The sequence below is a fragment of the Streptomyces sp. PH10-H1 genome (assembly GCF_030063355.1).
Lineage (GTDB): Bacteria > Actinomycetota > Actinomycetes > Streptomycetales > Streptomycetaceae > Actinacidiphila.
The window spans coordinates 1-18,459 of record NZ_JASISZ010000041.1; the positions used below are offsets into that span (position 1 = coordinate 1).

Sequence of the window (18,459 nt, forward strand, 5' to 3'; positions counted from 1 at the left end):
TACATCCGGACCGCACGCTCACGCAACTCCAACGGGTATTTCCTCGGGGCAGACATCGTCTGGGCTCCTCTCATGAGACCCATCTGACAGCCTGTCACCACTTCCCGCATCCCGGGGGAACCTCAGACCTCAGTCGTGGATCTTGAGGTTCCAAGGTCATTTACCTTGGCGCCACCACAGGGGCCGGGGTAGCCCGCGGGCGTCGAGGTACTCCGGGTTCCTTGCCGCTGCTGAATCCTGTCTTTTTCGGAGAATGCGGAGGGCATGGTGCGAGTGCTCCGGTTGGGACGCTCGGAGACGTACCCGCAACTGCAAGGGCCGGACAACCCGCGCGCCCGCCGTGTGTATGAGAAGGCGGGGTTCGTCGTGGAGGGCGTCCGGCGCGATGCGCTGCTGTATGACGGCGTGCGGGTCGACGACCTTGTGACGTCGATCCTCGCTCCCGAGTGGGAGCGTCACCGCGGCCAGCCGGCATCTGCCCGGTGACCGGGCAGTTCCGAAGGACCTCAGTGACGGCCAGGGCCCTGACAGACCGTCCGCCCCACAGGGATTGCGAGCGGGCATGCAGGTTGCGTCCGCCAGGCCCTGGGATCCAAGCGCACCCTGCGCGGCTTCTACCTCGAAACCCCCGCGCCTTCCGCCCCACCGGCGATCTGATCCTCACTGCCGTGTCCGACCTCCGCATCAGACCGGGCACCGCCACCAGCCCGCCCGTGGTCATCATCAACACCGGCTTCCAGGCCCAACTCCTCGAACTGCTCGACGTCGATCCAACCCACCCACGCTGGCTGGACACGCGTTTCTCCACCTGCGGTCTAGGCTTGGCCGATGGCACGATACTTTGACGTACATCCCGAAAATCCCCAGCCGCGCATCATCAGCGGTGTGGCCGACAGCATTCGGTCGGGTGCGCTTGTCGCGTACCCGACGGACTCCTGTTACGCCCTGGGTTGCCGGCTGGGCAACCGCGAGGGCATCGACCGCATCCGGTCGATCCGGAACCTCGATGACCGGCACCACTTCACTCTGATCTGCCAGAACTTCGCGCAACTGGGGCAGTTCGTGCAGATCGACAATGACGTGTTCCGGGCGATCAAGGCGGCGACGCCGGGCAGCTACACCTTCATCCTGCCAGCGACGAGGGAAGTGCCGCGTCAGCTGCAGCACCCCAAGAAGAGGACCGTCGGCGTCCGCATCCCGGACCACGTCGTGACGCAGGCACTGCTTGCCGAACTCGGCGAGCCGCTGGTCTCCAGCACCCTGTTGCTACCCGACGAGGCCGAGCCGATGACGCAGGGCTGGGAGATCAAAGAACGGCTCGACCACGTGGTGGACGCCGTGGTCGACTCAGGCGACTGCGGTACCGAGCCCACCACCGTCGTCGACTTCTCCAGCGGCGAGAGCCAGATCCTGCGCCGCGGGGCTGGTGCCCTCACGCGGTTCGAGTAGCCGCGTCCCGCCCGCAGCAGGCGGCGAGCACCTGTCGCGAGTTCGGCCGCCCGCTGTCCATGATGCGCGACTACCTGGAGCGCATGGACGCGCCGACTTTGCCGCCCGCGCCCGATGTGGCCTATCCCCGGATCATTGGCGGGAACGGCGCGAAGATGCTCGCGTTGGCCGGCGAGATCGCCGACGGTGTACTGCCCGTTGCGCAGCCTCCCGAGTTCACCACGCCGTGGACATCGAGTTCGGCGGCGAGGTCGTCGGCAGCCGCATCCCCTGCGATCCGGCCGGGGCGACGGAGCTGCCGGGGGTCTGGGTGGCGGGAAACGTCGCCGACGGCAGCGCGCAGGTGGTCGCCGCGGACACCCGGGAGGCGGTGGAGTCCTACCGCGAGCAGCTGCGCATCCTGTTCGAGCGGGAGGCCTGGGAGGACCGCTACCGCGCCCGCCCGGCGCTGCGGAGCGGCAGGGCAAACCCGCAGATGGTCGCCGAGGCGAGCGGGCTCGCTCCAGGCCGCGCCCTCGACGTCGGCAGCGGCGAGGGCGCCGACGCGCTGTGGCTCGCGGAACGCGGCTGGCAGGTCACCAGCACGGCCCACCGGCGCTGAACCACCCAGCGGTCCCGGGGCGGCGGCATGAGAATTCGAGCAGGAAGAACGAGGGCAAACCCTGGTGATTTTCGGTGCCTCACCGGATGCAAAAGTCATAGGCGCTCCATGAGGAATTCACGAATCTTGCCGAGGTCAATCGCGCTTCTTGACCGGCCGCATAATCCGACCATAGCCTATCCGATCGTCAGGGTTACTCAGCTGAAACGGGGGAATCAGTGCCTGGAAGCCAATTGTGGAAGTCGAGCGTCGGGCTCCTTTTCGACCGCAGGGCGGAAAAGGGAAAGTCAATGCTTTTCCGCCTCAGTCGCCCGATGGATATCGACCCTACCGGTCAGACGATCCTCGACGTGGCGGCGATCGCCGAATGCGTAAGGAATACCGCTGGCGCGCTGCACGCGGCAGGGGTCCGCCCCGGCGACCGGTTCGCCGTGTACAAGGACAACCACTTCGACTGCCTGCTGCTCGCCGCTGCCGGGATCAGGATCGGTGCGATTCCGGTCATGCTGTCGGGACTGCTGCCCCCCGACTCGGTGCGCCCGCTGCTTCAGCGTGTCGAACCGAAGCTACTGGTGAGCAACCAGCGGCTGCTGGAACAGAAGGGCGGTGACGGAAGCTCACTCTCCTCGTTCGCGGAGCGAACCTTGTGCCTTGACGGGGGCGTGTCGAACGCGATGGCCCTCGCGGACGTCCTCGGAGGCACTGATCCGTCCCCTGCTCCGCGCGGCGACGACGAGCTGATGATGCTCACCCACACGTCGGGCACGACCGGCATTCCGAAGCTCATCATGTACACCCCGGCTAAACTCCAGGGCCGGATGGCCAGGCTGGAATGTCGCCATCTGCCGCCGATAACCGACCGCCGCAACGACACCGTGGCGATGTTCCTGCCATACGTGCACGCCCGCTCCTTCACCTGGATCTATTCGGTGCTGACCTTGTCGCCCGCCAAAGTTCTGCTGATGAGCGAGAACGACTCCGAGGTCGTCGGTCCGCTGTTCCGGAAGCACCGTCCCACGGTGATCGAGGCGCTGCCGATCGACTTTCTCCGGATGGAGAAACTCGCCAAGGAAAACCAGGGTGACGCCTTCTCCTCGGTGCGCATGTTCGTGGGGAACTTCGACGCGATGCGCTGGTCGACGATTCGCACGTTCCTGAACGCCTCCGACCATCGGTTCCCCCTGTGGCGGGAGGGGTACGGGCAGTCCGAGACCGGTGGAATGGGAATGACCGTCATCACGCGCTACAGGGCGAACAAGCGGCGGGACCAGCAACCGGGTCCCCGCAAGGTGGGCCGGCCGATGCCCGGCTTTGTCCAGCTCAAGGTGGTGGACCCGAAGACCTTCAAGCCGGTGCCGAACGGTCGACCAGGACTGGTGCTCGCGCGGACGAAGGCACGGTGCGTCGGTTACTACCAGGAGCCCGAACGCTGGAACGAGAAGGCCGTGGGTGAGTGGTGGAACACCGGTGACATCGGCGTCAAGACCAGGACCGGTGCCCTCAAGCTCCTCGACCGCGAGGTCAACTACGCGCCCGGGGGGAGCTGCCTGGAGCAGGAGGACGTGATCGTCGACTACCTGCCCGAAGGGCATGACGTGGCATTGCTCCCGGTGCCCGACGGCCCCCCGGTACCTGTTGTCGCCACACCTGACGGTCGGCTGGACAGGGAGCACTGGCGACAGGCGGTGCGCCGGCTGCCCGAATTGGCAGAGCCGATCGTGATCGATTTCAAGGACATGCCTCGCACCGGAACCGGAAAGATCCTCCGGGAGGAACTCCGTCGGCGGTATCTGACCGGAGCCGGTTACCCCGGTACCGGCCGGTGGACATGACCACGGCACGGGTCGACGATGCGGATCTGAACCGGGTGTTCCAGCGAGGGCCCTTCACCGTCGAACCGTTCACCGGGGCATCACGTCTGATCTGGGAGCAGCGACAGCACGTGGTCTGCGGGATCAGTCCCGGAAACAGCTACTTCCAGCTCGCACGGCTGACAGATCTCCTCGGCTGGCTCTGCGAGGAATTCGCCCAGGTCGATGTCGTCATTCCGGATTCCGCGCTGGAGCACACTTACCACGCTCTCGGCTACGACCCGCAGCGCGCGGCGAAGAAGACACGTGGCGAGATCAATGTGCTGTGCAACAGAGTGGCTCGGGCCTGGAAGAGCAATGGAGGACCGCGGGCGGTCGACGGTCTGCATCGAATGTCGGATCTGGCTTCCGGCGCCGTCTACCGTGAAAAGCTGGCGGAGTGCGAGCAGGCACTGAACGAGGACAGCGTCCTTTGGCAGACATGTGCCGAGATGAGCCGAGAGGTCCTCGCTGCCAGGGGTCATGACGGGCCGCTCACCGCTGACCAGATCGAACGGGCCATGCGGTACCTGACCGCCGAACTCCCCTTCTTCCTGGCGTCGAGCGACATCTTCGGTGTCCCGTCGTCGCTGAACTTCTACCACCGGCAACTTCCACTGGCAGAGCTCATCTTCTCCGGGAAGTCCCTGATCCAGGCGTCACCCCGACAGGCGTACGCCACCATTCGCCCGACTCAGTGAGGAATGGATTTCGATGTCACGTTACGACTGGGGCAGGCAGAATCCGGCCATCGACGAGCTGCGGGCCGCTGTTTCGTCCGCTCGCTCGGAGGTGGTCGGCCACCCGGTGTACCGGCACCTGAACACCCTCGGGGACGTCAACACATTCACCGAGAACCACGTTTTCGCCGTCTGGGACTTCATGTCCCTGCTCAAGTGCCTCCAGCGCGAGCTCACCTGTGTCGATGTGCCCTGGGTACCGCGAGGGTCCTCCGAGAGCCGCCGCCTGATCAACGACATCGTGCTGGTGGAGGAGAGCGACGCACTGGGGGACGGTTTCACCAGCCATTTCGAGCTCTATCTCGACGGAATGGCCCAGGCCGGTGCCGACACCGGACCGATGGACGACTTTCTGGCCCGCATCCGCGCCGGCGAGGACGTCCGCTCCGCGCTCAAGAACGCGCACGTGCCGGCGGCCGCGGCCGACTTCGTCAATGCCACCTGGGGCTTCGTCGAGGCCGCGCCGGTCCATTGCCAGGCGGCCGCGTTCGCCTTCGGACGCGAGGACCTCATCCCGGAGATGTTCGATCAGATCGTCAAGATCGACGACCAGGGTGGCCGACTGAGCATCTTCCGCGACTATCTCGCCCGCCATATCGAGGTCGACGGCGAGGAGCACACCCCGATGGCCATGGCGATGCTGGCCGACCTGTGCGGTGACGACCAGGCGAAGTGGCGGGAGTGCGCCGAGACCGTCCGCACGGCGATGCGCGCGCGCCGCGCCCTGTGGGACGGCATCATGGCCGCCCTCGATGCGGCCGGGTCGGACCACTCCCTGAGCGCCCTGCGAGAGGCGGCAGGCGCCGATTCCGGCAGCACTCAATGACGTTGACCGCGAGGACGCCGCGCGAGGTCTCCTTGTACTTGATCTTCATCTCGACTCCACTGTGAGGGGCACTCATGACGCAGTACGACACGCTCGCCGCACGACTCGCCGATATCGAGAAGCCCATCCACTTCTATCGCGAGAACGTGGAGTTTCCTTCGTTCTTCCGTGCCTTGGGGCCGGTGCATGGAAAGCGGGTGCTGGACGTGGGTTGCGGCGATGGCCTCTATGCGCGGATGGTTGCGCAGAGAGGCGCCGAGCATGTGGTGGGGATGGATTCTTCCAGTGAGATGATCCGGCTGGCCGAAGTCGCCGAGACGGAGCAGCCACTGGGAATCCAGTACCACGTGCATGACGTGGCGACGATGCCTACGCTGGGCTCGTTCGACCTGGTAATCGCCGTCAACGTGCTGCACTACGCGGACAGCAGAGCGAAGCTGGACGGCATGTGCAAGCGGATCTCCTCGAACCTCGCCCCCGGCGGCAGGCTGCTGGCCTACGTCGGGAACGCGGAATGTGACACGGATACGGCACGAGATTTCGGTTTCCTCGTGGACCGCCCGGCCGACGCCCGTGAGGGAGACCCCTTCACCGTCACGATTCCCGCGACTCCCCCCGCATCGGTGCAGGTGCACTATTGGCCGGCGGCGAGTCTCGCACGGGCCGTGGAATCCGCTGGATTCACCCGCGTCGGCTGGGAGGAGATGACACACTCCCCCGTCTCCTCCGACAGCGCCGCACGTCTCAGTCGGCTGCTGAAGAGCCCGCCGAGCCTCCTTCTCAGCGCGTACAAGGAATGACCCGGGATTCGCACGAGATGGCTGTGTCAGTTTCACGGGCTCTGGCTCTTGTTCTGTGGAGACGCCACCGCGGGTAATCACCGCTATTCCAGTGCCCGGAGGGTCAGCTGCACCTCCTGGTGCCATTCGGTAGCGTCGCTGTCATCCAGTCAGCCCCGCGCAAGCTCGGATCCTTCGCTCAGGACGCGGTGAAGGGCTGCCGCGCTGACCGCGGCCGGACACCGAATGTTCTGCAAACCCGCCGCGCTCAAGCCTGCCATCCCCGGCGGGTTCACCCTGGACTACTTCCTCATCAACACCGCCGCCGTGACCTGCCCGGCCGGCCACACCGTTCCGCTCGGTGAGCCCGCCGGCCAGCATCTCCAGCGCAAAACCTTCTTCGCCCAAAAGTGCACCGCATGCCCACTGCGGGAGCGGTGCACCAAGAACAAGCTGGGGCGGAATCTCACCATCCGCCCCCACCATGACCAGCAAGCAGCCGCCCGCCGCCAGGCCGCTACTGAGCGCCGCCAACGCACCCGCAGCCGCAACCTCTGCTTCGAGTCGGCACCACAACCGGCCACAAGGCCGCCCGCGTCGTCGCCGCGCTGCTGGAGTGGCGGGAGTGGTTGGAGAGTCTGGCTCAGTGCTTTGCAGAGCTGGCGCCGCCGCCAGAAGCCTCTCCCGAGGATCGCAGCTGGCATCTGGCGCGGGCCTCGGTCCGATTGGACTCGGGTGCCGAGGGCGGTTGGTACGGGCTGGCCGGACTGACGTTGCGCTGGTTTCTCACCACCACCTGCGTGGACCAGGCAGAAGCCGATCAGGCGGTGGAGACCGCGATCGGCGGCCAGTTCAAGAGCTGGGTCACCCCCGGCCGGATACTGATCGACTCGGTCGGCGAGGACCTCGCCGTCGCCCTCACCGGCCATCTCCCCTACCAGGACCACCGCGAGCGGGCCGCTCTGGAGGAGTTCCCTGACCGCCGTTGACAGCCTCACGACCTGGCTGCGCGTTCGATGCGAGGCCGACTGGCGCCGCGCACCCGCCTTGCGACGGGAGTTGCCTGCGCGCGACGGCTTCCGGGCCTGGTGCGCAGGGCCGGTCCGCCGACGCGACCCCGCCCGCGCCGAGCGCTTGCTCTCCGCTCACACCCGGCCCGCGCCGATGCCGCACGCCGCGCCCCGCTTGGCTTCGCTCTGCTGGCCAGCTGGCAGCGCGAGGTCCTCGGCGGGACAGAGGCGCCGTTCCGTACGGGTGACGCCTATGCGAAGGGCGGCGCGAGCGCTACGGCCTGACCCCGCGCACCCAGGCTGACTTCGCCGCCTGCCTGCGCGAGGCGACTGACCGGCGGGTCCCGCTCGCGGCCCGCGCTGCCCGTGTGTACCTCGACGTGGCGTTCTTCCATCCTTTCACGGACGGCAATGCCCGCGCGGCCCTGCTGACCCTGGTCCACGTCCTGGCCCGCGAGGACGTTGTCCTTCCCGAGGTGGGTCCCCTCCAGACCACCCGCTACGCGGATGACCCTGAGGGCGCCGCTGACCTGGCCATACTTATCGGCGTACTCAACCGCCGCCGTTTCTGAGGTTTTCAGGGTGAGGATGGTAGGGCGGGGGGAGACCCGGTGGCGGCGAGCCTTCGGCGTTCGCTGACCTGGGAGGCAGTACCTCGCCAAGGGTGACGACCTGCGCCGGTCTCCCTGCGAGACCTCGACGACATCGCAGAACGCATCAACACTCGACCGCGCCGCGTCCTCGACTGGGACACCGCGCCCGAGCGGTTCCGGGCACCAGCTGCAGGCCGCTGGACACCCGTAGGGGATCCCTCTGCGGACCTCTGGCAACTGATCACCCTCAGGCGCGGAGAGCGGCGTCGAGATCGCGAATGAACTCTCCCACGCGCCCGCCTCCGGGAGGTGCGGCGGGCAGACGGCCGAGCACCGCGGTGACCGCTGTTGGTGCGTGATGACGCGCCCATTCAAGGGTCCCCGCAGTGACACGCTGGTCTTCTCCGGATGCCAACTCTTCTGCTCGTGCCGCATGCGCTGCCGCACCGAGAATGTGTTTCACCTGATGAGCGCTTGCCTTGGGATGAAGGTACGCAGCGGCGGCCGCATGGCTTGCCGCTCGTGCCGCATCGACCGCAGCGGGTGAAGCGGCTTCTCGTGCCGCTCTGTACGCCGCCCACGCGCTCTGCCGCAGAGCGCCCGTGCGCTGGCCGCCCCCAGCGTAAGCGAGTGCTGCATCGATCGCGTCGCGAGGGCGCGGGTCAGCAGGAAGACTCTGTTCGAAGATCGACAGCGCCCTGCGCGCACAATCAGCGGCGTAGCCCGCGATCTCACGAAGTTCGTGTTCGCTCAGCTCAATCTTGTCTGACTCAGTTGGCACGGCTCAATCTTGCCGCAACTCGCCAATCGGTGCCGAGACGCTCTCGCGAGCTCATCTCCGGTCACCGTCGACCACCGCCCGCAAGCCGTTCCCTCAGCGAACCGCGGTCACGCTGGCGTGGTCGCGGGTGATGCACTGACCGGTTGGGACCGCCCCAGAAACCCGCCACGGGCATGATCTTGGAGTCCTGACGGGCACGTCTACGTCGTCGGCGGCGGTCTGTTCGTCGTGCTCGCGCAGCATGCGTATGACGGTCGCGGGCGAGGGGTGTTGGCCCTTCTTCGCCCCCTTGATGATGACGAGCTTCTTGGCGATGTCGCGCAGGCTCATTTCCTGCTCGCGCAGGGGGAGGGCCATGGACGGCATGGACTCATCGGCGACGCTGGCGCCGCCGATGTCCTGCCGCGCTTGCGGCGCTCTCCTCCACGCCACCCGCGCCGACCTGCTGCACGCGCTGGGCCGCCCCGACGAGGTAGTCCGCCAACGCGGACCGCCTCCGGTGAACGAGCCGGCCTGCACCGCAGTCGAGGTCAGTTCATCTGTCGGCGGGCCTGCTTTACCTCGCGGTCAATGGCCCAGGCGTCGGCGACCGGCCCGAGGTGGCCGAGCTTGTCGGGATTGATCACCCCGCGGATGGTCTGAATCTGCCCGTCGAGCACCTCGAGGACCAGGGTCTGCAGGATCTTGCCGTCGCGGTCGCGGAAGATCGCGCCGGGCTGGCCGTTGACCTCGTGCGGCTCGAACGTCACGTCGATCCGGATCAGCCAGGGGAAGACCGTGCCCAGCACCCGGGCCACGTTCTCCGCGCCCATGATGGCCTTGGCCAGCTGCGGGGCCTTGCCGCCGCCGTCCCCGACCAACTGCACGTCGGCGGACAGCAGATTCTGCAGCCCGCCCACATCGCCGTTCCTCAGCGCGTCGAAGAACCGCGTCGCCAGCTCCTGCCGCTCCTGACGGTCCACTGCGAACCGCGGCCGCCCGGCCTCCATATGCCGCCGCGCCCGCACCAGCAGCTGCCGGCACGCCGCCTCCGAGCGCCCCACCGCCGCGGCGACCTCGTCGAACCCGAAGCCGAACACCTCCCGCAGCACAAACACCGCCCGCTCCAGCGGGCTGAGCCGCTCCAGCAGCAGCAGCGCCGCCATCGACACCGAGTCGGCCAGCTCCACCGACCGCGCCGGATCCTGATACGGATCGCTCAACAGCGGCTCGGGAAACCACGGCCCGACGTACTCCTCCCGCCGCACCCGCGCAGAACGCAGCACATCGATCGAGATCCGTGTCACCGCGGCCGACAGAAAAGCCTTGGTCGACGTGGGCCGGGTCGCCGAGCCGTCAAAGCGCAGCCACGTCTCCTGCACCGCATCCTCGGCCTCACTCACGCTGCCCAGAATCCGGTAGGCAATCGAAAACAGCAGCGGCCGCAGCTCCTCGAAGTCCTCGACCTTACTCACGCCGACTCCCCTCCCCCTGATCCCCTCCCACCTGACCGTACTGGCCGGCGCAGGCAGCTTCCTGTGATCAGCCGGACCACCGGCAGGCCAGAGTAACGCCCCCGAGCCCGGGGCCCGGTGGCCCGCAGCCGGCCCCCGGGCCAGTTGCCCGTGCTCATGCCCGTGCCCGTGGCGTTCAGTGGAACTGCCCGGGTTCGTAGTTGCCGGCCGGCTGCTGGGTGATGACGTTCAGCCGGTTCGCCATGTTCATGAAGGAGACCAGGACCACCAGGGCGGTGAGCTGCTCCTCGTCGTAGTGCTTGGCGACATACGCCCACACCTCGTCAGTGACCCCGCCGGCCGCATCCGCGATCCGCGTCCCCTGCTCCGCCAGCTCCAGCGCGGCACGCTCGGCCTCGGTGAAGACCGTGGCCTCCCGCCACGCCGCCACCAGGTTCAGCCGCACCGGGGTCTCGCCGGCAGCGGCGGCCTCCTTGGTGTGCATGTCGATGCAGACGGCGCAGCCGTTGATCTGGCTCACGCGCAGCGCCACCAGCTCCTGCGTCGCGGCCGGCAGCGGCGAGTCCTTGATCGCCTTGCCCGCCGACATGACGTGCTTGAGGGCCTTGCCGGCGGTGGGGCTGGCGAAGTAGTTCAGTCGCGCGTCCATGGTGTGCTCCTCCGTGGTCGTCAGTGGCTACACCCCTGAGACGTGGTAGCCCGACCCCCTGTGACATGGACGGATGTGACCTGTGTCTCCCCGCCGCCGGGGGGCGTCAGCCGACGAAGTACTCCAGTACCCGGGGGAAGGTGACGGCTCCCAGCATGAGGGCGTACAGGCTGCACGCCAGCGCGCGCGCGGTGTCCTGGCCGCTCCTTGACGAAGTCGGTGGCATCGACGCTGGTCCAGCGTCCGAACTGCTCAGCGGACATGGCGGAGCCTTCCTGTGAGCGGGCGGTCAGGACGCCTGGCCGTAGCCGTCCGGGGCGGCGTATCTGGGTCATGCGCCCTCCTTTGTGGCGTCCGGCCGCAGGTCAGGTGCCATATGGGTGAGGAGATCCATCGAGCAGGTGTGGGTCACCCCCGAGCAGGGGGTGGCCGTTTTCAAAGCTCTGGCCGCGATTCTGGGGAGGTAGTAGAACTGGTTGTGGAGCTTGTCGGCGCGCACCCCCGTGCCGAACAAGTGCACCCCGAAGTCCCCGAACATGAGAGGGCGCAGGTCGAATCATCCTCTGGCCGCCCCACCCAGCTGGGTGCGAAATCCACCGCCCAGGATGCGGCGCGCTCGCGCAACGCGGCCAGCGAACGCGAGCTCCGGCTCGCTGAACGCGAACTCGTCGTAGGCGCTGTCGACCTCGAACCACTGCTTCCCCTGCGCGGCGGCCACTGTTGAGCGCAGGGATCTTCATGTCACCGGACTTGGCCGGGCTGGTCGATCGAGCAACGGGAAACGATCACCCACGACCTGGGAACCGGGACCGCGAACGACGGCGGTCCGCACCGGTCAGCGACTTTCGTCGGTGCCCCAGGAACTGCGCACCGCCGTCGGCCGTGCCCTGACACGGCCGGCCGCCGCGACGAAACCCGCCGCAGCCCACGTATTCAAGATCGCTTAGCCCGGACGCAGCTGCTGGCGCTGCGGTGCGGCGGCGGGGCGCGGGCTGACGGCACGGGCCGGGTTGAACAGGTGGGTCCGCTCGGTCCCGGTCAGACCCAGGGCGCTGGCCACGGAGCCGATCACCGCATCCGAGACGTTCTCGCCACGGCCCTGCTCGAACCGTACGAAGTAGTCGACGCTCACGCCCGCCAGTTGGGCGAGCTCCTCGCGGCGCAGCCCGGGGACCCGGCGGCGCTCACCGTATCTGCCAAGACCCACGTCTTCGGGCTTGATGCGCGCCCGGCGCGAGCGGAGAAACGCTCCCAGTTCAGCTCTGCCGTCCATGCCGGAGACCTTAAAGGGGTTCTGCCAGTACCCAGGTTGCCGGGTTCCCGGTACGAGTTCAGCCCTGGGTGGTCGCCCGGCGCCGCAGCAGGATGGAGCACACAGCGGGTGGCGGGGAGGGAAACCTCCTCGACCGCACCCGCGCACGACAGATACAGAAATGAGAATTCCGTGTACCACATTGCCGTTTCCTTCGATGTCCCCGCCGAGCACCGCGAGGAGTTCATCGCCGCCGCGCTCGAGGACGGCCGCAACTCCGGCCGCGACGAACACGGGACGCGACGCTTCGAGCTGATCGCTGATGCGGATAATCCAGGGTGCTTCTACCTGAATGAGGCGTACGACGACGAGGCCGCCTTCGACGCACACTGCAAGGGCGAACACTTCGCGAAGTTCTTCGCGATCACCGAGAAGTTCGCCAAGGGGCCGGTCTGGCTCATCAAGGGCACCCGCATCGAAGACCCCACCACCTCCATCGACAACAACGCCTGACGGGAGCCGACCCCAACCAGCCGTCCAGAATGGTCATCATCGAAGAATGGACCGGCAGGGAGTCCCTCGACCTGCGCTTCACCACCCCGCACTTCACGCACGTGGCCAGTGTGCTCGACGAGGCTCTCGCCAGGCCGTTCACGATCCGGTACCTGACGCCCAATCCATGCGGCTCGCGCGGTCCTCACCCCCGCGTTCGAGGCGTCCTCATAGCCGAACTCGATGAAGCAGCAGCCGCAGAGCGCGAACGACGGCGTCAACCCGTCGGAACCCCAAGGATCGAACCCCTGATCAAGCCCGCACACTGGGCAATTCGCCCGGTCAGCTGGTTACCGGCTCCCGGACTGCCGTAGTACTAGGAGGAGCGGCCGGTGATTCAACCCACGGGTGCCCCCGACTCGGGCTCCGCCCGCTCTGGGTGCGGGTAGGACGGCTGTACGCGCAGCGGACGGGCTGCCCAGCCCGGCAGGTACCAGTTCCACGAGCCGAACAGCGAGACGAGGGATGGAACGAGCACCATCCGCACGATGGTTGCGTCCAGAAGGATGCCGATGCCGAGGCCGGTCGCCAGGGTCTTGAGGTCGGTGCCGGGGCCGGAGGCGAGCGCGGCGAAGGCGAGGAAGAGGATCAGCGCGGCGCTGGTGACGAGCCGGCCCGTACGGCCGACGCCCTCGATGACGGCTGCGTTGGTCGATCGCGGGGCGTCGTACTCCTCGCGGATGCGGGACAGGATGAACACCTCGTAGTCCATCGACAAGCCGAACAGGAATGCGAAGACCATGAGCGGGATCCAGAACGTGATGGCGCCGGTGGCCTGGATGCCGAAGATCGCGTTGGAGCCGTGACCGTTCTGCCAGAAGATCACCATCAGCCCGAGCGTCGCCCCGAGCGAGATCAGGTTGAGCAGCACCGCCTTGAGCGGCAGCAGCAGCGAGCGGAAGGCGCGGACGAGCAGCACGTACGTCAACAGCGCGATGATCGTGAGCATCAGCGGGAAGTTGCCGTAGACGGCGTGCATGAAGTCGATCTGGGCCGCCCCGATGCCGGCGACGCCGACGACCCCGGGAAAGTTCTCCGTGGCGTTCTCAACCCGCTTGACCACGCCGACGCTCTTCGAGTTCACCGTCTCGTCGTCCGGGATGACCACGACGATGCTCTGTCCGCCCCGGTTGCCGGCCGGCCCTGCGGGCACGAACGCCCCCCTCACGCCGTCGACCTTGGCCAGCTCGGCGGCAACCGGCTGGGCCTGGTCGGTGCGGACCAGGACCTCCATCGGGGTCAGCGCGCCGGTCGGGACGCCGCCACGCTTCAAAGTGGTCAGGGTCTCGTACGCCGGGCCGCTCTTGGCCAGCGATTCCGAGGAGGCAAGGCCGATCTTGATACCGAGGAAAACGCCGATCAGGGCCGCCAGCGCGGCCAGCGCGGCGCCGGCCGCAATCCAGCGGCGCCGCACCACGGCGGCGGTCCACCGGCTCCAGGCACGGCTTGCCCGGTTCTCGTGGCGGATCTTGGGCCAGTCGACCCGCGGCCCGATGCCGCCCAGGATCGCCGGGGTGAGGGTGAGCGTCGTCAGCACGCTCGCCAGCGGGATGAGCGCCCCGCCGTAGCCCATGCTGCGCAGGAACGGAACCGGGAGGACGATCAGGGCGAGCAGGCCGATGGCTACCGTCACGCCGCTGAACACCACCGCATGCCCGGCCCGTTCCATCGCGATCACGACCGCTTCGTGGTTGTCCCGGCCGCGGTCGCGCTCCTCGCGCCAGCGGGTGACGAACAGCAGCGAGTAGTCGATCGCCACGCCCAGGCCGATGAGGGCGACCAGGAACTGCACGATGAACGACACATCGGTGGCGTAGGTGAGCGGCAGCAGCATCACGAAGGTCGCGAGGATCGACACCGCGGCCACCACCAGCGGCAGCAGGGCGAGGAACGACGCGAACACGAAGGCGAGTACGGCGAGGGCGCCGACGGCGCCGAGGAGCGTCTCCCCGAGCACCCCCGGCCCTCCACTGTCATTGCCCCCGGAGGCCAGCGTGTCCAGACCCGTCACCCCGACCGCCGCGCCGGAGGGCATTGCGTTCTGAGCCGCCAAGTGGATCGGATCGGTCAGCAGCTTCTGACTCGGTGAGGGGTTGAACCGGTAGAACACCAGCGCATAGGCAGTGCGGTCGTCTTTCGTCCGGAATGCCTTGTCGCCGGTGTTCGCCTCGTCGATCACCCGCACGTTCGGAACCGCGTCGCCGACCGCCGTGAACACCCGGCCGATGTCGGCCTCGTGACCAGGGATCGTCTGCCCGGCCGGGAGCGTGACCGAGACAAGATACGGACTGGTGTTGCCGCCGCTGCCGAAGGCCTGCTCGATCTTGTGCGCCGTCACGGTGCCGGGCTGGCCCGGCAGTGAGAAGTCGATCGTCAGCCGATCCGTCGTCCGGCCGGCCAGCAGCACGCCTGCAAACAGCACCAGGCCCCAAAAAGCCACAATCGCCTTGCGATGCCGCAGAACGAACTCGGCCCACCGTCGCATACCGGCCACCCTCACGCTGTAGGTTTGCGCGAGTCTAGCGTCCATTTCCTCCGCTATCAGGTAAGTCGGCACGTTTTGATCACTTCCGGCGGTGGCACCATCCGCCGTCAGATGCGTCGCTCATGAGGTGCCCGCGCCCTAGCGCCGGTGCGGTGGCGTCCATGGCCCCCGGCGGCCCTCCGTACGAGAGCGGGGCGTCGCAGGCTCCCTGAGCGGTATGAGCCACCTCGCCCGAGCATCGACCCCCGCTCCCGCCGCACACGGCGACGCCGTCCCGTGACTGCGCCGTCTGCCGGACTGGGTGGTTGCGGTCCGCTCTCAACTCGTCCGGGGCGGATGCACTGCAGATCGCGTTGATGAACGTCCCCCCGCACATCGGTGGCCTGAAATCTGATGTCGAGTACGGACAGCCGTCCAACGGCCTCGGGGCCCAACACGAGAAGTTCCAGTCCTTCCCGGGCGTTGCTCGTCGTCGGTATGGCTGCTCCGGAATCCAGGTGAAGGAGGTAGAAATCGTGGTCCCAGTCCAGCCCGAGCGCCGCAGGGTTCTCGATCGCGGTGTGCCAGGAGATCCAGCCCAACGGGATCTCAGCCTGGCCCACATAGTGTGGGGACACCCGCACGCGGTAGGTCACGGAGCTCACGACGGCGCGTCCACCGCCCGCGTTGATGAGGACCACCGTCCGCGAGGAGTCCGGCACCTCACGGCTCTGACCTGACCAGGCCGACCAGCTGAGGACGGGCTGCAAGGTCTGGGACAGCTGGCTCCGGGTCACCAGGATGCCGGTGAGCAGGGCGACGATGGCCGCGCACGTGGACGCGTCGAGCACGGCCTCTCACCGGCTACAGGCGGCCGCAGATCCTGCGGTGCCTGTGCGGCGCCGCTCGCGAGACGCCGGTAGGAACGGTGATGGGGGCCCTTCAGCGGTGACGCCACAGGTGGTGCAGCTGGTGGGTGGGCTTGATCCGCTGTGACGGCCATTCGAGCTCTGGGGGTTCGCCCCGGGGAGGATGTCCATCATGGAGAGCAGATGGAGAGCATGGGGAAGAAGAAGCCTCGGCCTCGTCGTTCGTTCACGCCGGAGTTCAAGGCCGAGATCGTCGAGCTGTGCTGCGTGGTGACCCCTCGGTCGGTCAGATCCCGAAGGACTTCGATCTGACCGAGACCGCGGTGCGGGACTGGGTGAAGCAGGCCGAGGTCGACGCTGGCGAGCGTGACGGCATTGCGCCGCCCTTGCCCTTTGCGGACGCCCGGTCCCTGCCGCAGCACGAGGCGACTGCGGGCCACGACTCCCGTGCCAGAGGGCCGACGACGCGTCCCATGACGCGCCATCGGCGTCCCTCGGACACCTGACGTACCGGGGTATCGCCCATGTCTCCCGCTGCGCCAGGAAAGGGACCGGCGTCAGGTGGAGCGGAAGAGGAGCCACACCCTCTGACGTATGCGGTCCAGCCATGGCAGAGTCCGGGCGAAGGTGGGCATTGCCCCGGGCGCCGCCGACGGCGCCCGGGGCAACCGGGGCAACCGGACGGATGGTTGCCGGGAAATCGCCTGCTCACTCGTGACGGCGTCGTCCGGTGACCTGCTCCCCCAGAAGTTCTTCCGTTCTCCCTAACGCAACAAGCCACTCAGCAAGAATTCTTCATCGGGCCGGCGGTCAGGGCGGAGAAGGCATACCGTTGCGGACCGGCTGCGGGGCCGATTCATCTTCACGACGCGGAGACCACCGACCCCGAACGCCATCTCGGTGTGCTTCACCCGCACTGTCCAAGGGCCTTCGGCTACCGGATATCGGTTTTCGGAGACCGGAGGTCACAACCGTGCTGAACTTGAACGCCAACCCGGCCACGCCAACGACCGCTACTTGCGCCTCTACGCCAACTCGCCGGCTACGCCGAACCCTTCTGATCAGTGGCAACCCTCACCGGAGCCTGACGACGCTCGTGCCCACCCGCTGACAGGACTGCCCGATGACCAACCCCCACCCGCCCAAAGAGCCCGCATCGATCCTGGCCTGGCTCTGGAAGATCACCGCCCACCCGGTCATCGCCGGGCTTGTGGTGGCCGGCGTCCTCACCGTGCTCGGTGTCAACCTCGCCACGAATAGAAACGACAACAACTCCATACCCCACGGCCCCGGCCTCGGCCACAGCACCGCTCAACCGACCTCGTCCCCCGGCCACAGCACGACCCAACGAACAACATCACCCACGCCCGCGCCCGCGCCACCATGCCCGAAAAAGACGGCGTCCTCCGCCGACCCGGTGCGCGAGGCGACCGGCCCGCCGCCATGGACCGTGGAAGGCTACGGAATCCGCTACACGGTCGTCTCGGTAACCCGCGGCGCGACCAACGACTGGGCGGGCACGCCCAAGCCATCGATCACGGTCACCAGCTGCGTCACCCGTATACAGCCTGCCGACAACCCCACCAGGATAATGACCTACCGGTTCAGCGACGTCGCAAGCAGCAGCAAGCTGGAACCCCTACCACTCCCGGGAAGCGTCGACGAGGACCCGCCGCTCAACCAGACCAGCAGGCTCATCACCATCCTGTGGGACGTAGCCCCATCGGCCACCCACCTCACGATCACTGCGCACGACGTTTTCTGGCCCGATTCCCACAACCTGACCCTGCAGAACGTGCCGGTTTCCCGCCAGAGCTGACCGAACGAGCGGATCAGCCGTCGCTACGGCGTCGAGCACTCACCCGCCCGATGGATCCGCCCCGCCGGGGCACCGGAGCACTCATCCCGCACCGCCCGGCGCCACGGCCAGCAACACTCGCCTCCCGAGCAGGAATCCGACAACGCCGCCCACCGCCGACATGTGCCCGCGTCGAGCGCGTGTCGATGTCACCGGCCGCGTCGGCGCGGGCCTGGATCTGCTGGAGGGCTGCTTGACAGGGCGTTCCGTCTGAGTGTCGAGAGGTAGAGACTGGGTGCCGGGGATGGGCGGCTGCGGGGGTGCCGGTCGTCATCGCCCCATCGTGCCGGTGGCGTTGGCGGGTGCGTTGAGCAGCACGGTCCCGGTCGTGGTGGGGTGGTGGTGGATGCGGTTGCCGTCACGGCGGCTGGTGATCAGTCTTGCCTGGCGCAGCGTGGTGGCGTGTTCCGACGCCGAGGCCAGAGAAATACGGCTGCGCGTTGCCAGGTCCGTGGTGGTGACTCCGGGCATGGTGGCGACGGTGCGCAGGATCATGGCGCGGGTGGGGCCCAGTACCTTGGCCAGCGCCGCTGCCTGTTGACGCCGATGGCTTTGAGGGTCGGGGCGGGGGTCGGCCACTGCGGGGCCGATGGTGAGGGGGTAGGCCAGGACCGGCGGACCGTGGGCATCGCCGAGGTGCAGGCGCGGTTGCTGTCCACAGAACATCATCGGAGCAAGAGCCACCCCGCGCCCGGCCAGATGGATGTCCTGGTCGATCGCGGTGGCCAGCGC

General features: G+C 67.6%; 21 protein-coding genes and 1 pseudogene. 14 read left to right on the forward strand and 8 right to left on the reverse strand.

What is annotated here, in order from left to right; all coding sequences use genetic code 11:
* Positions 1-324 precede the first annotated feature (324 nt).
* The 11 genes and pseudogenes from QMK24_RS23575 to QMK24_RS23620 all read left to right on the forward strand — a co-directional run.
* Positions 325-486, forward strand: a pseudogene (locus QMK24_RS23575) (GNAT family N-acetyltransferase); the annotation flags it as partial.
* Positions 487-668: 182 nt separating this feature from the next.
* Positions 669-845 (forward strand): hypothetical protein, encoded by a 177-nt coding sequence (locus tag QMK24_RS23580; protein ID WP_283468648.1) that lies wholly within the window; start codon positions 669-671, stop codon positions 843-845.
* Positions 829-1,449 carry an L-threonylcarbamoyladenylate synthase gene (locus tag QMK24_RS23585; protein ID WP_283468649.1) on the forward strand — a complete coding sequence of 207 codons (621 nt, stop codon included), beginning with the start codon at positions 829-831 and terminating at the stop codon, positions 1,447-1,449. Before QMK24_RS23580 ends, QMK24_RS23585 begins: the two co-directional genes overlap by 17 nt.
* Positions 1,450-1,675: 226 nt before the next feature.
* Positions 1,676-2,050 (forward strand): class I SAM-dependent methyltransferase, encoded by a 375-nt coding sequence (locus tag QMK24_RS23590; protein ID WP_283468650.1) that lies wholly within the window; start codon positions 1,676-1,678, stop codon positions 2,048-2,050.
* A 314-nt stretch (positions 2,051-2,364) separates the two neighbouring features.
* A complete protein-coding gene (locus QMK24_RS23595) occupies positions 2,365-3,882 on the forward strand; it encodes a class I adenylate-forming enzyme family protein (RefSeq protein WP_283468651.1) in 1,518 nt (505 codons plus the stop codon).
* The gene (locus QMK24_RS23600) at positions 3,879-4,601 is read left to right on the forward strand and encodes a tRNA-dependent cyclodipeptide synthase (RefSeq protein ID WP_283468652.1); all 723 of its coding nucleotides are present in this window, start codon (positions 3,879-3,881) and stop codon (positions 4,599-4,601) included. The genes QMK24_RS23595 and QMK24_RS23600 overlap by 4 nt, the downstream gene beginning before the upstream one ends.
* A 13-nt stretch (positions 4,602-4,614) precedes the next feature.
* Positions 4,615-5,466 (forward strand): DUF3050 domain-containing protein, encoded by an 852-nt coding sequence (locus tag QMK24_RS23605; protein WP_283468654.1) that lies wholly within the window; start codon positions 4,615-4,617, stop codon positions 5,464-5,466.
* A gap of 74 nt (positions 5,467-5,540) precedes the next feature.
* The gene (locus QMK24_RS23610; RefSeq protein WP_283468655.1) at positions 5,541-6,266 is read left to right on the forward strand and encodes a class I SAM-dependent DNA methyltransferase; all 726 of its coding nucleotides are present in this window, start codon (positions 5,541-5,543) and stop codon (positions 6,264-6,266) included.
* Between the two features lie 225 nt (positions 6,267-6,491).
* Complete coding sequence (locus QMK24_RS41900) at positions 6,492-7,016, forward strand: transposase (protein WP_502962572.1); 525 nt, start codon at positions 6,492-6,494, stop codon at positions 7,014-7,016.
* Positions 7,017-7,045: 29 nt separating this feature from the next.
* Positions 7,046-7,234 (forward strand): hypothetical protein, encoded by a 189-nt coding sequence (locus tag QMK24_RS23615; protein WP_283468656.1) that lies wholly within the window; start codon positions 7,046-7,048, stop codon positions 7,232-7,234.
* Positions 7,235-7,623: 389 nt separating this feature from the next.
* Positions 7,624-7,827, forward strand: a complete 204-nt coding sequence (locus QMK24_RS23620) for a hypothetical protein (RefSeq protein ID WP_349307883.1) — start codon at positions 7,624-7,626, stop codon at positions 7,825-7,827.
* Between the two features lie 268 nt (positions 7,828-8,095).
* Here the strand turns inward: QMK24_RS23620 and QMK24_RS41540 are convergent, their stop codons facing one another.
* The 6 genes from QMK24_RS41540 to QMK24_RS23645 form a co-directional block, all read right to left on the reverse strand.
* Positions 8,096-8,629, reverse strand: a complete 534-nt coding sequence (locus QMK24_RS41540) for a putative immunity protein (RefSeq protein ID WP_349307882.1) — start codon at positions 8,627-8,629, stop codon at positions 8,096-8,098.
* A gap of 93 nt (positions 8,630-8,722) precedes the next feature.
* Positions 8,723-9,061: a hypothetical protein gene (locus QMK24_RS23625; protein WP_283468657.1), complete on the reverse strand. Its 339-nt coding sequence runs from the start codon at positions 9,059-9,061 to the stop codon at positions 8,723-8,725.
* Between the two features lie 98 nt (positions 9,062-9,159).
* On the reverse strand, positions 9,160-10,083 hold the full coding sequence (locus QMK24_RS23630; RefSeq protein WP_283468660.1) for an RNA polymerase sigma-70 factor: 924 nt from the start codon (positions 10,081-10,083) through the stop codon (positions 9,160-9,162).
* A gap of 175 nt (positions 10,084-10,258) precedes the next feature.
* Complete coding sequence (locus tag QMK24_RS23635) at positions 10,259-10,732, reverse strand: carboxymuconolactone decarboxylase family protein (protein WP_283468662.1); 474 nt, start codon at positions 10,730-10,732, stop codon at positions 10,259-10,261.
* 331 nt (positions 10,733-11,063) lie between these two features.
* A complete protein-coding gene (locus tag QMK24_RS23640; RefSeq protein ID WP_283468663.1) occupies positions 11,064-11,252 on the reverse strand; it encodes a hypothetical protein in 189 nt (62 codons plus the stop codon).
* A gap of 423 nt (positions 11,253-11,675) precedes the next feature.
* On the reverse strand, positions 11,676-12,005 hold the full coding sequence (locus QMK24_RS23645) for a helix-turn-helix domain-containing protein (protein ID WP_349307881.1): 330 nt from the start codon (positions 12,003-12,005) through the stop codon (positions 11,676-11,678).
* 171 nt (positions 12,006-12,176) lie between these two features.
* Between QMK24_RS23645 and QMK24_RS23650 the strand changes: the two genes are divergently transcribed.
* Entirely contained in the window at positions 12,177-12,497 is a 321-nt protein-coding gene (locus tag QMK24_RS23650) for a putative quinol monooxygenase (RefSeq protein WP_283468665.1), read from the forward strand.
* A gap of 376 nt (positions 12,498-12,873) precedes the next feature.
* Here QMK24_RS23650 and QMK24_RS23655 read toward each other — a convergent pair whose 3' ends face one another.
* On the reverse strand, positions 12,874-15,093 hold the full coding sequence (locus tag QMK24_RS23655; protein WP_283468666.1) for an MMPL family transporter: 2,220 nt from the start codon (positions 15,091-15,093) through the stop codon (positions 12,874-12,876).
* A gap of 1,036 nt (positions 15,094-16,129) precedes the next feature.
* On the opposite strand from QMK24_RS23655, the gene QMK24_RS23660 reads away from it, so the two are divergent.
* Together QMK24_RS23660 and QMK24_RS23665 are read left to right on the forward strand one after the other, a co-directional pair.
* Positions 16,130-16,375 carry a hypothetical protein gene (locus QMK24_RS23660; RefSeq protein WP_283468667.1) on the forward strand — a complete coding sequence of 82 codons (246 nt, stop codon included), beginning with the start codon at positions 16,130-16,132 and terminating at the stop codon, positions 16,373-16,375.
* 617 nt (positions 16,376-16,992) lie between these two features.
* Positions 16,993-17,688 (forward strand): hypothetical protein, encoded by a 696-nt coding sequence (locus QMK24_RS23665; protein WP_283468668.1) that lies wholly within the window; start codon positions 16,993-16,995, stop codon positions 17,686-17,688.
* 309 nt (positions 17,689-17,997) lie between these two features.
* Here the strand turns inward: QMK24_RS23665 and QMK24_RS23670 are convergent, their stop codons facing one another.
* Positions 17,998-18,396 carry an ArsR/SmtB family transcription factor gene (locus tag QMK24_RS23670; protein ID WP_283468669.1) on the reverse strand — a complete coding sequence of 133 codons (399 nt, stop codon included), beginning with the start codon at positions 18,394-18,396 and terminating at the stop codon, positions 17,998-18,000.
* Positions 18,397-18,459 lie beyond the last annotated feature (63 nt).

Excerpts from the sequence above, each read along its gene's own strand:
- QMK24_RS23600 (WP_283468652.1), top strand. The coding sequence starts at position 3,879 with ATGACCACGGCACGGGTCGACGATGCGGATCTGAACCGGGTGTTCCAG.
- QMK24_RS23605 (WP_283468654.1), top strand. The coding sequence starts at position 4,615 with ATGTCACGTTACGACTGGGGCAGGCAGAATCCGGCCATCGACGAGCTG.
- QMK24_RS23645 (WP_349307881.1), bottom strand. The coding sequence starts at position 12,005 with ATGGACGGCAGAGCTGAACTGGGAGCGTTTCTCCGCTCGCGCCGGGCG.
- QMK24_RS23610 (WP_283468655.1), top strand. The coding sequence starts at position 5,541 with ATGACGCAGTACGACACGCTCGCCGCACGACTCGCCGATATCGAGAAG.
- QMK24_RS23665 (WP_283468668.1), top strand. The coding sequence starts at position 16,993 with ATGACCAACCCCCACCCGCCCAAAGAGCCCGCATCGATCCTGGCCTGG.
- QMK24_RS23585 (WP_283468649.1), top strand. The coding sequence starts at position 829 with ATGGCACGATACTTTGACGTACATCCCGAAAATCCCCAGCCGCGCATC.
- QMK24_RS23595 (WP_283468651.1), top strand. The coding sequence starts at position 2,365 with ATGGATATCGACCCTACCGGTCAGACGATCCTCGACGTGGCGGCGATC.
- QMK24_RS41900 (WP_502962572.1), top strand. The coding sequence starts at position 6,492 with ATGTTCTGCAAACCCGCCGCGCTCAAGCCTGCCATCCCCGGCGGGTTC.
- QMK24_RS23635 (WP_283468662.1), bottom strand. The coding sequence starts at position 10,732 with ATGGACGCGCGACTGAACTACTTCGCCAGCCCCACCGCCGGCAAGGCC.
- QMK24_RS23670 (WP_283468669.1), bottom strand. The coding sequence starts at position 18,396 with ATGATGTTCTGTGGACAGCAACCGCGCCTGCACCTCGGCGATGCCCAC.